The sequence below is a fragment of the Rhizobium sp. R635 genome, from assembly GCF_002211285.1.
GTDB lineage: Bacteria > Pseudomonadota > Alphaproteobacteria > Rhizobiales > Rhizobiaceae > Rhizobium.
Map to the genome: position 1 here is coordinate 217,595 of NZ_LOKX01000012.1, position 14,186 is coordinate 231,780.

General features: G+C 57.8%; 13 protein-coding genes and 1 pseudogene. 7 read left to right on the forward strand and 7 right to left on the reverse strand.

What is annotated here, in order from left to right:
* The first annotated feature begins 106 nt into the window (after nt 1-106).
* The 3 genes from ATY78_RS11745 (at nt 107) to ATY78_RS11760 (ending at nt 4,068) form a co-directional block, all read left to right on the forward strand.
* The gene (locus ATY78_RS11745; RefSeq protein WP_088682497.1) at nt 107-1,354 is read left to right on the forward strand and encodes a DUF3422 domain-containing protein; all 1,248 of its coding nucleotides are present in this window, start codon (nt 107-109) and stop codon (nt 1,352-1,354) included.
* 418 nt (nt 1,355-1,772) lie between these two features.
* Nucleotides 1,773-2,564, forward strand: coding sequence for an HAD family hydrolase (locus tag ATY78_RS11755; protein ID WP_088682499.1), 792 nt, complete (start codon nt 1,773-1,775; stop codon nt 2,562-2,564).
* A 154-nt stretch (nt 2,565-2,718) separates the two neighbouring features.
* Nucleotides 2,719-4,068, forward strand: a complete 1,350-nt coding sequence (locus ATY78_RS11760) for a glycoside hydrolase family 32 protein (protein WP_088682500.1) — start codon at nt 2,719-2,721, stop codon at nt 4,066-4,068.
* 338 nt (nt 4,069-4,406) lie between these two features.
* Here the strand turns inward: ATY78_RS11760 and ATY78_RS11765 are convergent, their stop codons facing one another.
* Nucleotides 4,407-5,159 carry an IclR family transcriptional regulator gene (locus ATY78_RS11765; protein WP_190237441.1) on the reverse strand — a complete coding sequence of 251 codons (753 nt, stop codon included), beginning with the start codon at nt 5,157-5,159 and terminating at the stop codon, nt 4,407-4,409.
* Nucleotides 5,160-5,397: 238 nt separating this feature from the next.
* Between ATY78_RS11765 and ATY78_RS11770 the strand changes: the two genes are divergently transcribed.
* Nucleotides 5,398-6,564, forward strand: a complete 1,167-nt coding sequence (locus tag ATY78_RS11770) for an aminotransferase class V-fold PLP-dependent enzyme (protein WP_088682502.1) — start codon at nt 5,398-5,400, stop codon at nt 6,562-6,564.
* Between the two features lie 53 nt (nt 6,565-6,617).
* Here ATY78_RS11770 and ATY78_RS11775 read toward each other — a convergent pair whose 3' ends face one another.
* From ATY78_RS11775 to ATY78_RS11790, 4 genes are all read right to left on the reverse strand, one after another.
* On the reverse strand, nt 6,618-6,755 hold the full coding sequence (locus ATY78_RS11775; protein WP_088682709.1) for a DUF1127 domain-containing protein: 138 nt from the start codon (nt 6,753-6,755) through the stop codon (nt 6,618-6,620).
* 209 nt (nt 6,756-6,964) lie between these two features.
* Complete coding sequence (gene glcF, locus ATY78_RS11780) at nt 6,965-8,284, reverse strand: glycolate oxidase subunit GlcF (RefSeq protein ID WP_088682503.1); 1,320 nt, start codon at nt 8,282-8,284, stop codon at nt 6,965-6,967.
* Between the two features lie 14 nt (nt 8,285-8,298).
* On the reverse strand, nt 8,299-9,477 hold the full coding sequence (gene glcE, locus ATY78_RS11785) for a glycolate oxidase subunit GlcE (protein ID WP_088682504.1): 1,179 nt from the start codon (nt 9,475-9,477) through the stop codon (nt 8,299-8,301).
* On the reverse strand, nt 9,474-10,916 hold the full coding sequence (locus ATY78_RS11790; protein ID WP_088682505.1) for an FAD-linked oxidase C-terminal domain-containing protein: 1,443 nt from the start codon (nt 10,914-10,916) through the stop codon (nt 9,474-9,476). Before ATY78_RS11790 ends, glcE begins: the two co-directional genes overlap by 4 nt.
* A gap of 105 nt (nt 10,917-11,021) precedes the next feature.
* Between ATY78_RS11790 and ATY78_RS11795 the strand changes: the two genes are divergently transcribed.
* Nucleotides 11,022-11,939 (forward strand): LysR family transcriptional regulator, encoded by a 918-nt coding sequence (locus ATY78_RS11795; RefSeq protein WP_088682506.1) that lies wholly within the window; start codon nt 11,022-11,024, stop codon nt 11,937-11,939.
* Here ATY78_RS11795 and ATY78_RS11800 read toward each other — a convergent pair.
* Both ATY78_RS11800 and ATY78_RS29050 read right to left on the reverse strand, forming a co-directional pair.
* Nucleotides 11,924-12,532 carry a hypothetical protein gene (locus tag ATY78_RS11800; protein ID WP_348626693.1) on the reverse strand — a complete coding sequence of 203 codons (609 nt, stop codon included), beginning with the start codon at nt 12,530-12,532 and terminating at the stop codon, nt 11,924-11,926. The two genes, ATY78_RS11795 and ATY78_RS11800, sit on opposite strands and share 16 nt — an antisense overlap.
* A pseudogene (locus ATY78_RS29050) lies at nt 12,515-12,607 on the reverse strand (DeoR family transcriptional regulator); the annotation flags it as partial. The gene ATY78_RS11800 and the pseudogene ATY78_RS29050, both read right to left, overlap by 18 nt.
* 404 nt (nt 12,608-13,011) lie before the next feature.
* Here ATY78_RS29050 and ATY78_RS11805 point away from each other — a divergent pair.
* Together ATY78_RS11805 and ATY78_RS11810 are read left to right on the forward strand one after the other, a co-directional pair.
* On the forward strand, nt 13,012-13,407 hold the full coding sequence (locus tag ATY78_RS11805) for a CidA/LrgA family protein (RefSeq protein WP_088682710.1): 396 nt from the start codon (nt 13,012-13,014) through the stop codon (nt 13,405-13,407).
* The gene (locus ATY78_RS11810) at nt 13,400-14,113 is read left to right on the forward strand and encodes an LrgB family protein (RefSeq protein ID WP_088682508.1); all 714 of its coding nucleotides are present in this window, start codon (nt 13,400-13,402) and stop codon (nt 14,111-14,113) included. Before ATY78_RS11805 ends, ATY78_RS11810 begins: the two co-directional genes overlap by 8 nt.
* Nucleotides 14,114-14,186: the final 73 nt, after the last annotated feature.

A 14,186-nucleotide genomic window follows, 5' to 3' on the forward strand; every position in this document is an offset into this window, starting at 1 on the left:
ATACCTTGTGGCGGGGGCGTACGGCGCTTAGCAGGCGGCCCTATCTTGGCGACTACGGGAGATGGCCGTGACTTTAATTCACGCGGGAGAAACGGTTTCATCGACAATGTCTGGCCCCACACCACCTGTCTCTGGCCCAACTGATTTTGGCCCGCAGCCAGGAGACTTCAACTCCGAGCTTCACGCGCGCCCGTCGATTTATTTTATCGGTCCCGCGATCGTCGAGCACGTTGCATTCATGCCGTTAGATGGAACGATCAAGGAGTTCCACGACAGCCTCAAATCCGAAGGTGAGATTTCGGTCCGGGTCGAACGGCATACCGAGTTCGTGACGGTCACACGCGTCCGACAATTAGCCTCGGAACCAGAGCGTTGGCCCGAACCGGATCTCGCGGAAGACGATTTTGCGCGGCTCGCAGGATTGAGCTCTCCTCGACTTGTTTGCCACGCCAGTATCCTTGTCCTGGGCAACCCTCCTGACCAACTGGAACCGGTTTTGAAAACCTTCGATTTCGGCGATACCGCCGCCTCGTCGATCGGTGGTGGATCGGCGCAGGTCTGCTCGGACTTCCGAGTTCGAGGGGATAACTCAAGCAGGATCATCCTCTTCAACAAGGACCTGAATGCGCATCGCCTGGGGCGTATGGTGCGCCGCATCTTTGAGATCGAAACTTATAGGTCGATGGCGCTGCTTGCGCTGCCGGAGGCGCGACGTCTCGCCCCGCTTCTCGGCGGGTACGATGCGGAACTCGTTCAGCTGACCGACCGCAACTTGAGAACCTCTGCTCATCAGCACAAGCAGTTGCTTGAGGAGATCACCGTCCTATCGTCGCATATCATTTCGGCCACTGCCGAAACCAGAAACAGGTTCGGGGCGACCGCTGCCTACGCCAAAATCGTCGAAGAGAGGATAGCCCTGTTGCGGGAAACCCGTGTCGCCGGCTTCCAACGTTTCGGTACCTTCGTAGAGCGGCGATTCAAGCCTGCGGTTCGCAGTTGCGAAGCAACGTCCTTGAGGCTTGAGTACCTATCAAGAGCGACGATGCACCTGCTCGACCTGCTGCAAACCCGGATTCAGGTCGAGATTGAGTTCCAGAACGCTACACAGATCCAGGCGATGGCAGATCGCGCTGCGACACAAGTCAAGATCCAGCGCGCGGTCGAAGGCTTTTCGATCATCGCGATTAGCTACTATTTGCTGAGCTTGATGAAATTTATATATGAGACTGCTGACCACGCCGGGTACCATTTCGATCCCGTGATCATGCTTGTTGCCGTTCCAGTGGTGGTGGGAGCTGTTGCGATCACGATCCTCCGCGTCAAGCATGCCCTGAAAACAGAAAACGAAAGCTAGGCGCTGACGGAGCCGCGGCTCGCGCGAAGAACAACGCAGGCGTAAACGATTTGGCGTCTTTCGATGAACTGGGGAGAATTCCGCGCTCAGCCGCACGGGCGGAAGCGTAACCTGTGATCTCGTGCCTGGCATGATGTGAGTTTAGGTTGTCCGGTTCTCCTTCGTGCGGTTGAAGGGATCAGAACCAGCGGCGACCCCGAGGTCGGTTCCGATGTCCGGGCCCGCAATTCCCACAAGAAAACGTTTACCATTATTCGGGGCTGGCAGTACGAAAATCCTTAGAAATCTCATACTGTTGTATTCGTTCTCGCTCAGGTGTCCCCGCGCAAAGGGTTGGATCTGGTAAACGTTTTCGCTTGTACTTACAACTGTGGCAGCATAGGCATGCTCGGACCCCCACCCCGATAACGTGGCTAACATGATCTCAACCCTCTTTTCAGATGTTGATCGAACCCTTTTAACCGCTGACTACGATCTTCCCGAGCCGGTCGTGCGTGGTTTTTTTAAGGCCCGCAGACGCGGTATCCAGGCCATTCTCGCGACGGCGCGTTCGCCGAATGGCGTTGCGCCGATTTGCCGTGCGCTCGGTATCGACTATGCTATCTGTTTCAACGGCGGATGGATCGGAAGACCATTGGAACAGGCGGCGATCTCGGAGGCTAAGATCGCACGGCGGATTGCATTATCAGTGATGGCGGAGACCCGTCGTCTTGGAATAGCAAGCATGTGGTATCGCGATGATGCCATCTATACGCTGGACAACTCGCCTCTCGTTCGGCGGGAGGCCGCAATCACCGGCGAGAGCGTTTGTGAGGTGGCTGACCTCAATGACCTTCCCGGTCAGCCTTTCAAGATCATGTGTGCGCGTCCCTTGCCCGAAGGGGGAGGCTTCGATGCCCTTCGGGCGCGCTTTTTGCCGCTATGCGAGATGACAGGCTCGAATTGGAGGCTTCTCGAAATTACTCCGACAGGCGTCTCGAAGGGCACAGCCGCACGGCAGCTTGCCGACCGCCTGAAACTCGATCCGAAACTCTGCGCTGCCGCGGGCGACGCCGAAAACGACCTCAGTCTGCTACGATGGGCCGGTACGCCGGTTACCGTGGCGAACGCGATTATCGAGATCAGGGATTTTGCTCATTTTATTGGCCCGCATGCAGACGAAGGTGGAATGGCGGTCGCGCTCGATTGGTTGATGGCGAGAACACAATAGACCTTGATCCATTTTCCGGACCGACGCTTTAGCCCCGCCACCGGTCTTCCGGATGATGCGAACATTTTGAAGTGCCGATCGCGGCTTGAAATTCCGAAATTCAGGCAGCTGCCATGATGACCCTCCCCGTCATTTGCTTTGCGAAAGGATAAATATGTCAACGTCACTCAGCGAGAAATTTCGTCCAAAACTGCACCTGACGGCGAAGTACGGGTGGATCAACGATCCGAACGGGTTGATTTGCGTCGATGGCGTGTACCACGCTTTCTACCAGCACGATCCGAACAGCATCCGTCACGGGCCGATGCATTGGGGCCATGCCAGTTCGCGTGACTTGGTAAACTGGATCCAACACGAGGTCGCGCTGTTTCCTGATGAGAACGGCACATGTTTCTCCGGCTGCGCGGTCGAAACAGAAGAGGGCCAGATCAAGCTGATCTACACGTCGCATCGCTTTGATGAAGCTGGTAGGGATTTTCAGCAGCAATCTCTCGTTCATGCCGACCGCTCGCTTTCGAAATTTGAGAAGGAGCCAAGTAACCCGGTCATCAAGAATTCAGGCCTCGGATGCTTCCGCGACCCGAAAGTATTCTGGCATGGAGAAAGCGGCCGTTGGATCATGGCACTCGCGCATGGTGAAACGGTCGGACAGTCGATCGGCTTCCATTCGTCAGTAGACTTAAACAACTGGACCTTCGAGAGCGAATTCGGTAACGAAGACGGCCGTCACGGCAGTGGCCCGTGGGAATGCCCCGATCTCCTGCCGATGGTCGCGCCCGATGGCAGCAAGCATTGGATCTTGGTCGCCGGTATCGGTGATGAGGCCTATGCTCCGGGGTCCGGCACGATGTATTTCATCGGCCAGTTCGACGGCAAAACCTTCACGAATTCGAACCCACGAGAGACGGAGTTGTGGCTCGACTACGGCCGCGACTATTACGCGGCTCAGAGCTTTTTCGGAGCCCATAAGGATGCGCCGCTTTCGCTCGCCTGGTCGAACAACTGGAAATATTCCCAACAGACGCCGATGGAGGAATTCAGTGGGCTGATGTCGCTGCCCCGCCACCTCCGCCTGGTGGAAACACCGGACGGCCTGCGTCTTGGGTCCTTCGTGCCGGACGCCGTCTCGGGTGCGTTCCCGACGATCGACCTGTCTTCCGGGCAAGCGCAGCCGGCTTCCGGAACCTATCATCTCGAAAAGACGGTTTCGCTTGCGCCAGGCTCACAGGTGGCCCTGAGCCTGTTCAGTGCCGACCGTCCGCAGTTCACATTCCTTCGCGACGAGAATGGGCGCACACGCATCCGCCAGGTTCGCGACGCCTACGGCGACATGAACGAGTTCGCGCATGATTATGATATCGAGGCCGGTGATCTCGGGACGTTTACGCTCGAGGTGTTCGTCGATAACGGGCTCGTCGAGCTTAACCTCGACAAGATCATCTGGACGACAAACGTCTACTATCCCGACACGCCGGGCGGCGCGGTTGCTCTTACCGGGATTTGACACCGACTAGGAGGCGTCCGTGTCTTCCCTTTCACGTATATAACAGGCCGGTCTGGCTGGCCTTTGACTAAAATCGCAAGAATTTCGGCTTCGTCGGCGTGATTTCAGAAGCGAACCTGAATATCGAGAACGCGTCCCGCCGTCCAGGCCGCTCCGTTTTGATGCGGAAAGTCGACGGTGCTGAACATGATCACGGATTGGGAACCGTACCTTCCGGCCGGATCTGAACGCCTTCGACACGATGGAATATGCCGCGGGCGACAGGCTGCACCTCAGGCTCCGGGTTGTCGAGGTTGCTTCTCTTCTCTGGACGTTGGTTGAACCGCCAGCGGCGATCATCATCGGCCGCGTATTGCATCAGATACGCCCCGCGCGGCGTCTATCACCAAAACGCTCAGTCCCTTGAGCGAGGACGCATCAAAGCGGCTCTTCGGTCCTGTCAGCGACAGTGCCGCGACCGGCAGGCCATCCTTGTCCATGATCGGGGCGGCGACGCAGCGCATACCCGCGACCTGTTCTTCGTCGTCGAGTGCCCAGCCGCGCGCCCTGATCTCGTTCAGTTGCATGCGCAGAAACGGCAAGGATACGATCGTTCGATCGGTGAGCCTTGCAAGAACCGTCTTCTCGAACATCGCATCGACTTCATCATCCCGCAAATGCGCAAGAACAGCTTTGCCGGCAGCCGAGCAATAGATCGGGATCTGCGATCCGAGCCGGAAGAAAGCGCGCAGCGGATTGTGGCTTTCGACCTGCGCAATGACGATCATCCGATCTCCCTGCCGGATTGAAAGGTTCGCGGTTTCACCGGATGCCGCGCCGATCGTGGCGAGATAGGCGCGCGCCATCTCCGCAAGGCCGGTACAGCGCAGATAGGCGTTGCCCACCTGGAACGCGCGAACGCCGATCTCCCATTTCTGGCTCACCGGGTCCATCGATAAAAATCCCCGCGCCTCCAGGATGAGGAGAAACCGATGAGCGGTCGAAGCCGGAACCTTCATTTTCGTCGTCAAGTCGCGCAGCGAGATAGGGCCAAAGCTTGAGACAGCTTCCATGACGTCGATCGCATGGTCGGCCATGGTCCGACCGGTCATGCTCAGATCAACCTGCTTGCTGCGCGGGCGCCCTCGCGGATTTTTCATGATGGTCCCATCATTTTTAACAGTTTTGCAGAAGAACCATTTCGGTTTAAGAAAGTATCATTGGTGGGATAATATATACGTTTGATTTCATATGTTTGCGCTTTATTTTTTAGCTTCGGATAAGAAAAAATATAAAATAGCCTTGGCTGATCGATCACGTATTGTCACGCACTCCAGAGGAGGATTATACGTGACCGACCAAAATCCGATCTTCATTCCCGGGCCTACAAACATTCCCGACCGCATCCGCAATGCGATGAACCGGCAGACGGTAGACCATCGCTCTCCGAAGTTCAGCGAATTGTTCGGGAGCGTCCTTCAGGATCTCAAGACGATCTTCAAGACCAGCAAGGGCACCGTGTTCGCCTTTCCCTCCACCGGCACCGGCGGCTGGGAGGCAGCGATCGAGAACACTCTGGCACCGGGCGACAAGGTCCTGGCAGCGCGCCACGGCGTGTTTTCCCACCGATGGATCGACATGTGCCAGCGGCACGGCCTCGATGTGGAGGTAATCGAATCCGAATGGGGCAATCCGGCACCGGCAGAAACATTTGCAGAGCGGCTTGCGGCCGACAAGGCGGGCGCAATCAAGGCCGTTCTGGTCACGCATAACGAAACCGCAACGGGCGTGCGCAGCGACATTGCCGCGGTCAGACAGGCACTCGATCGGGCGGGGCACGGGGCGCTCCTGCTTGCGGACGGCGTGTCCTCGATCGCATCGATGAATTTTGAAATGGATGCCTGGGGCGTGGATGTTGCCGTGTCGGGCTCGCAGAAAGGCTTCATGCTTCCGGCAGGCCTCGCGCTGGTGGCCGCCAGCGAAAAGGCGCTTGAACTCTCGCGCGTGTCGAAGACGGCCCGCTGCTTCTTCGATTTTCAGGAAATGCTGAAAGCCAACAAGGCAGGGGGCTACCCCTATACACCTGCTCTTCAACATTTCTATGGCCTCCGGGAGAGCCTCGATATGTTGAGCGAGGAAGGCCTCGATCGAGTTTTTGCACGCCATCGACGGGCGGCGGACGCAGTGCGGGCGGCCGTTTCCGGCTGGGGCCTGGAGCTTTGCTCGAAGTCTGCGCCGCATCACTCTGACACGATCAGCGCCGTCTACGTGCCGGCGGGCTTCGACAGCAATGTTCTGACCGATCTAGTGCTCAAGAAGTATAACGTTTCCTTCGGGATCGGCCTCGGTCAGATGAACGGCAAGGCGTTCCGCATCGGCCACCTCGGCTCGATTACCGATACGATGATCCTCGGCGGCTTGGCGACGATCGAAATGGCAATGAACGAGCTTGGTTATCCCGTCGCACTCGGATCCGGAACGACGGCAGCCCAGCAGCTCTTCGCTCAGCGCTCGTAGCGGCACGAAAAACTCCACCGAAGCGGAGTTTTTTGAAAATCAGGGGATTGAGATCAGCGGCCCTGCACAGCGCCGCGGATTTCTTCCCGCAGCAGGCCGACATCTGCCAGCGCATGGTCGTCAAGGGCACTCAGTTCGCGGATAGCCCGGCGCTTGGCGGCATAATTCTTCACGCGTTCGCGAATATTCATGTTCATCATCTCCGTTTGGTGTTGATGAAGATATAGGCATTTTTCCGCCTAATTTGAATGCATTGCTGTGCATTAGAGGCATGCGTTTGGCGCAGGCCACGCTTGATTGAAGGCAATTTCTTCGGCGCAGTAGGCTTAACTCATCGGCATAGCGATGATTATCAGACAATCCCGGCGCGGGATTGAGCGGCAGCAATCACCAACAGCAGCTAGGTCGTCGTGGATGACAGCTTGGCAAGTGGAGGTGGTACCTGTCCCCCATAGGCCCAGTTCAGCAGTTCGACTGTGTGAACGAGCGGAATATCGGTTCCGCTTCGCAATTGGGTCATGCAGCCGATATTACCCGTGGCGATGACGTCGGGGCCTGTCGCCTCGATGTTCTTGACCTTTCGCGCCTTCAGCGAGGCGGATATGTCCGGCTGAAAAATATTGTACGTTCCGGCCGAGCCGCAGCACAAATGTCCCTCCGCCGGTTCACGGACCTCAAATCCAGCTTGCTTCAGCAGGATTTTCGGCGCCGCGACGATCTTTTGGCCGTGCTGCATGGAGCACGCGGAATGATAGGCGACGGTGAGGTTCTTCGGATCGGCCTTCGGAAGATCCAGGCTCGCCAGAAACTCTGTAATATCCTTGGCGAGCGCGGATATCCGTGCTGCCTTGCCTGCGTAAGCGGGGTCGTGGCGCAGCATGTGGCCGTAATCCTTGATGGTCGTGCCACATCCGGACGCCGTCACGATGATGGCGTCGAGACCCCTCGCTTCGATCTCATTCGTCCATGTTTCGATGTTCCTGCGGGCCGCGTCGAGGGCTGCTTCTTCCCTACCCATGTGATGGACAAGTGCTCCGCAGCAGCCCTCGCCTTTCGGCCAGACCAGTTCGATTTCCAGGCGTTGGAGAAGCGAGGCGGTCGCGATATTGATGCCGGGGTCGAGGATCGACTGGGCGCAACCGGAAAGAATAGCGACCCTTGCCTTGGCGCGTGTCGGTATCACCTCGCGCACCGGCGGTTGGTAGGCCGAGCGGCTCCGCCTGGGAACAGTGGCAAGCCGCAACATTGCGGCGACCGGCTTCAACGGGCCTATTCGGTCGAACAAACCGCTGAGCGGAAGAGCAAACTTGGCCATTGCCAGCGCGACGCGGAATCGGCCGGGATAGGGAAGAACGGAAGCGACAAGGCTACGCAGCAGGCGGCTGAAGATGGGCCGACGGTACGTTTTTTCGATATGTATTCGGGCGTGATCGATAAGATGCATGTAATCGACACCGGAGGGACAGGTGGTCGTGCAGGCAAGGCAGGAAAGGCAGCGGTCAATATGCGTGACGGTTTTCTCGTCAGCTGCGCGGCCGTTTTCAAGCATGTCCTTTATAAGGTAGATGCGTCCGCGCGGACTGTCGAGTTCGTTGCCGAGTGTCACATAGGTTGGACAGGTTGCCGTGCAAAAGCCGCAGTGGACGCATTTGCGGACAATAGCTTCCGACTCGGCGACTGCCGGATCTGATAGTTGCTCGACGCTGAAATTGGTGCGCATCGCTCAGTAGCTCGTCAAAATGTGGGGTTGAAGATAGTCTGCGGGTCGAGCGCGGCCTTGATCCGCTGGGAGAGCGCCAGCAAAGGTAGGCTCGGAGGATCGAAGGAACGACTATCCAAGCGCGATCTCGCCCTCACCAGAACAGCATGCCCGCCGCCCGCCTTGGCGATTTCCGTCCGAACTAGTTGAGCGTCGAGCCCTTCGCTTGTCTCCATCCAGACCAGAGAGCCCTGCCAATCGTAGAAGACGTTTGCTTTTACCTCTCGACGAATGGCGGCGACGAAACGATGAGCCGACATCGCCGGCAGGGAGATTCGCCAGACGAATGACTTGCGGTCGACGGAAAAGGGGATTGCATGACGTATTGTGTTCCACATGGTAATACTGGCTTCATGATCAGCGATAGCGACAGGGCCGAACGGCGCCATCGCAATGCGCATCTTTTCGGCCCGTTCTTTCACAGAAGCGGTCAAACCTTCCATGCGAAGGAGAACGGCGCCCTCCTCCGGCAAATTCCCGATCATGACGCGACCCGCGAGATCGTCCGGGACGAATGCTGCGCCCGATACTGACAGCGGCAGGCGAAGGGCGGCCGCCATTGCCTTTGCTGCGTGTGCATCGTCGTCACAGGAAAGAACGAGGGTCGAGGAGGTCTGCGGTCTCGGGAGCACCTTGAACGTGACCTCGGTAATCAGCCCGAGCTCTCCACGCGATCCGGCAAGCAATTTCGGAAGATCGAGGCCTGTCACATTCTTCATGACGCGCCCTCCGGCGCGTATGATCTCGCCGGCCCCATTGATAAAGCGAAGACCAAGCAGATGATCGCGCGCCGCACCATTGACGAAGCGCGCCGGCCCGGAGCTGTTCGTCGCCATTACCCCGCCGATGGTGGATCTGCCCGCCGTCCCCAGGACGGGACCGAGGTCGATCGGCTCAAATGCCAGAAATTGGCCTTTTTCCGATACAGCCGCCTCGATGTCGGCAAGCGCGGTGCCGGCTCTGGCTGTCATTACCATTTCCGAAGGGTCATAATCGACAATGCCGGTAAGCTCCGTCGTGGCGAGAAGGTCACCATCGGTCGGATCGATCGCCGAACGCGTGTTGGCGCCTATGATCCGGACAGGAGAACGGCTGGCCGAACGCGCGCGGACCAGTTCGCATGCTTCGTCTTCGGACGCGGGAGAAAGGATCATGCGACGTCTCGGCATTCCAAGGGAAAGACCTTCGAAGGATTGAGGATCCAGGCAGGATCGAAGGCCCGGCGGACGGCCATCTGCTGCTTGAGGTCGGCATCGGAGAACTGATGACGCATGAGGTCGCGCTTTTCGAGACCAACGCCGTGCTCACCAGTCAGGCAGCCACCGGCATCGACGCAAAGCTTGAGAATCTCGTTTCCCGCCTCTTCCGCTCGAGCAGCATCTTCGGGGTCATTGATGTTGTAGAGGATCAATGGATGCATATTGCCGTCGCCGGCGTGAAAGACGTTGGCGACGCGAAGCCCGAATCTATCAATGATTTCGGACGTCATTTTAAGCACATGAGAGAGTTGGCCGAGCGGCACCGTGCCATCCATGCAAATGTAATCTGCAATACGCCCGGTCGCACCGAAAGCCGACTTGCGACCCTTCCAGATCAGCGCGGCCTCCGCAGCCGACTGGCTCTCCCTGATGATCCTGACGTCATGGTGACGCGCGATGGCGATGATATCAGCAAGGACGGCGTCCATTTCCGTGTCGGAGCCCTCGACCTCGATGATCAGAAGGGCACCGACATCCATGGGGTAGCCGGCATGCGCAAAGGCTTCGCAGATTTCGATCGCTTGCTTGTCCATGAACTCGATGGCGACCGGAATGATGCCTGCCGCGATGATGCCCGCGACACAGGAGCCCGCCTGTTCGGATGTGTCGAAGCCGAACAGGACAGGACGTGATCCTTCCGGCGAAGCGATCAGGCGAACCGTTGCCTCGGTAACGATGCCAAGCTGGCCTTCCGATCCGCAGATGACCCCGAGAAGGTCATAGCCCGCACCATCCAGCGCCTTTCCACCAATTTCGACGATTGTCCCGTCGAACATTACCATGGTCAGCCCGAGAAGGTTATTCGTGGTTACGCCATATTTGAGGCAATGCGCTCCGCCGGAATTCATGCCGATATTGCCGCCGATGGTGCAGGCAAGCTGCGAGCTCGGGTCGGGCGCATAAAATAGACGGTGGCCTGCGACCGCATTCGAAATATTCAGATTGGTCACGCCGGCCTGGACGGTCGCCGTGCGGTTTTCGAGATCGACTTCCAGGATCTTCGACATTTTCGACAAGCCGACAACGACGGCATCTTCCTGCGGAATGGCTCCGCCGCAAAGCGAGGTCCCTGCCCCGCGCGGAATGATCGGAATCTCGTTGGCCTGGCAATAGGCCACGACTCTCGATACCTGCGCGGTGGTTTCCGGCAGAACGACCGCCAGCGGCAGTCGCCGGTAGGCTATGAAGGCGTCCGTCTCGAACGGTACGAGTTCGCGCGCGTCGCTGATCACACAAGACGGTGTCAACAGCTCTTCAAGATCCGCGATAATCGTCTCTCGCCTGGCCAGGATATGCTGTTTCGGCGGCAGGAAAGAAATAGATGCCTGTGACATTTCCCCAGCGCAAAAAGCGCTCCTCTTTACTCGAGAAAACGTTTACTATCTTTTTCGATTTGGCGCAAACGCTAAAGACATATGACATTTCCGGAAAGAATGGGCATGACCAACTTGGGCGATCTTGAGGTTTTCGCGAAAGTCGTGGCGACCGGCAGCATGTCGCTAACGGGCAAATTGCTGGGATTCTCGCCTGCAGTCGTATCCAAGCGCATCAAACGGCTGGAAGACCGGCTCGGCGCGAGGCTTCTGCAGAGAACGACACGGCAGATGACACTGACGGAAGCCGGTCGCGGTTTTTACGAGCGGGTCATCAATATATTGGCGGGGATCGAAGAGGCAGAGTTTTACATTTCCTGGCGCGCTACGGACTTGAGCGGCACGTTGCGGCTATCGGCTCCGACATCTTTCGGCCGAATGCACGTCGCTCCGCATTTGAAGGGCTTCATGGACGAGCATCCGAAGATCGTCGTTGAACTGACGCTGAACGATGGGTTCTCGAATCTGATTGCGGAAGGCTACGACTTGGCGATCCGCGTTGGCGAGCTGAGTGACTCCAGTCTCGTTGCGCGCCGTCTGGCATCTGTGCACAGGATCCTCTGCGCCTCTCCGGACTACATAGCCACACACGGTGCTCCACTGACGATTGACGATCTACAAAGCCACTGTTGCCTTCCCTCGCAAAATGGCGACCCCTGGAGACTCGTCGGGCCTCACGGCGGCTTCGTCGTGAGGCCAGAGGGCGGCCTGATCACGAATTCCAGCGAAGTCGTGCGCGAGGCGGCAATCGCAGGGATCGGCATCGCTCTCAGATCGACCTGGGATATCGGCGAGGAACTGCGCACTGGCAGGCTCGTTCGCGTGCTCCCCGAGGTCAAGGGATCGCACAACATCACCGTCTCTGCGGTCTATCCGACCCGGCAGTTCCTTCCGTCAAAGGTCCGTGCGTTTATAGACTATTTAGCAAACGTCTATGGCCCTCACCCTTACTGGGATCGAGACCATGCTCAGTTACCCTCGTAGACGGTCTCGATACCAATGCCCCGATCAGATAGCGGACCAAGCATGCGTTCGTCCGGCGCGTGCGTGCTGACGATATGCTTGATCTTGTGTATCGGGGCGATCGCGAAGGGCGCCGCGCCAAACGCGGTGCCGGTTCTCAGCAGAGCGATGGCATTTGAGCGCTCGGCCGCCGCCGATTTGAGCTCGGCCATCTGCAAGTTCGCCGCGGCAAGTCCGCGCTTAATGTCGACGACGCAGTCGCCGACGACAAGAAGATCGAAACGTAGGTTGCGCACCATTCCGATCGGGGCGCTGCCGAAAGTTGCAGAGCGTTCAAAATCAAAGACTCCCCCGAGGACGATCACCTCACGAGTCCGTGCAGGCAGGACATGGAGCACACGGCTGCTATTCGTCGTGATCGTAAGATCAAGATCGGGAGACAAGGCCCCGGCGACGGCAACGCTCTCGTCGCTCTCATCCAGGTAGATACTCTGACTTGGACCAATAAGCCGAAGGGTTACGTCGACGAGAGCGCCTCCGGCTGCTCGTCGCGGGGGGGATGAAGGTGGATCGGCGGTCCCAGCGCGAACCGCTCCCCCATAGACCTTCAGCACCGCGCCGGTGCGATTGAGCGCGCGCAGGTCGCGTCGAATCGTATCTTCCGACACATAGAAACGGGAGGCCAGTTCGCGCGAAGAAACTCAGCCCATCGTTGCGATCATGCCTCTGATACGTCCTTGCCGTTCCATCGCGAGCAGATCACGAGTGGAATAATCGGCAGAATCTGCGTCCAAGTCGCTTACCCAGAAAACGTTATGTCAATAAAATCTCTCACTAGCAGCGCGTTGCGGTTTGCGCTAGAAAAATATCCTGCATGTGGAGAAAACGTTTACCAGAAAACGGCGTGGCCGGAGAGGCGAAAACGATCCCGTCGCCGTCATGTCGCCAGCGCGGCCTCCGTCATTGGTCCGGTCACTGGCTGAGCGGCGCTGCCCTTATTCCCTCGATCGAAGCAATGGATAGCAGATCGTTGAATTGACGGCTGTTGCTGCAAACGAACAGGCTCAATGAAATCAAACCGATCGGTGCTCAGATGCTGCTAGGATTGCTCGCAATACTGTCATGTCAATTGTTGGGAGAGGTCTTGACCTACGAAGGCTCTCTTCCGGTCCCGGGACCGGTTCTGGGAATGGTGCTTCTGTTCCTCGTTCTGGGATGCTTGGACAGGATTGGCGGTAGAGGCTTTTTGGATCGCAATCCACTCATTACGGGAAGCGGCGAGTTTATCCTTCGCAACATGTCCCTTTTATTCGTGCCGGCGGGGGTCGGCGTGATCCAGAAGATTGATGTTCTGGCAGCCCACGGAGTTGGCCTCAGCATCGTCATCATTGCCTCGACGCTGATCACTTTGATAGCGACCGTTCTGGTCTTTCTTTGCGGATCGCGGCTTTCGGACAGGCTGCTGACGGGAGGCAAAACCCATGAATGACGTCGATTTCTCGCTATGGGCCTATCTCTCGAGAACGCCACTCCTGTGGCTTTCGATCACGCTTGGCGCCTACTGCCTTTGCGATGCCATTTCGAGGCTCCTGGACCGGCACCCTCTGGCTAATCCTGTTTTCCATTCAGTGATTCTGGTCGCGATTATCCTGTTATTGAGCGGGACGACTTATGGCTCTTATTTCGAAGGCGCGAAGTTCATCCACTTCCTTCTCGGACCGGCCACGGTCGCGCTTGCAATACCTCTCTATCGTAACAGGGAGGTGATCGCCAAATCGACGCTGCCGATCGGCTGCGCACTTCTGGTGGGTTCCAGTTTCGGCATCGGCTCGGTCATCGTGCTCAGTTCCTTGTTCGGGTTACCGCGGGACGTCCTCCTGTCGATCGCACCGAAATCAGCGACGGCCGGCGTTTCGATGGGCATCGCCCAGTCGCTTGGCGGCGACGTTTCGCTGACCGCGGTCACCACCATTTTGACCGGCGTCATTGGCGCGATGACTGTGACACCACTCATGAACCTGCTGCGTATCCGCGATTGGCGCGCACGGGGCTTTGCGGCAGGGCTCGCCGCACATGGCATCGGGACAGCAAGGGCGCTGCAAGTTCACCCGATTGCGGGAACGTTTTCTGGTGTCGGCATGGGCTTGAATGCGGTTATGACAGCAATATTGGTGCCTTTTGCGCTGCAAAATTGACGATCGCCCAACTCATCAAACTTTAATGATTTAGCGCGAGTATACGTTTACTAGGAAAGGTCGCCGACGTTCG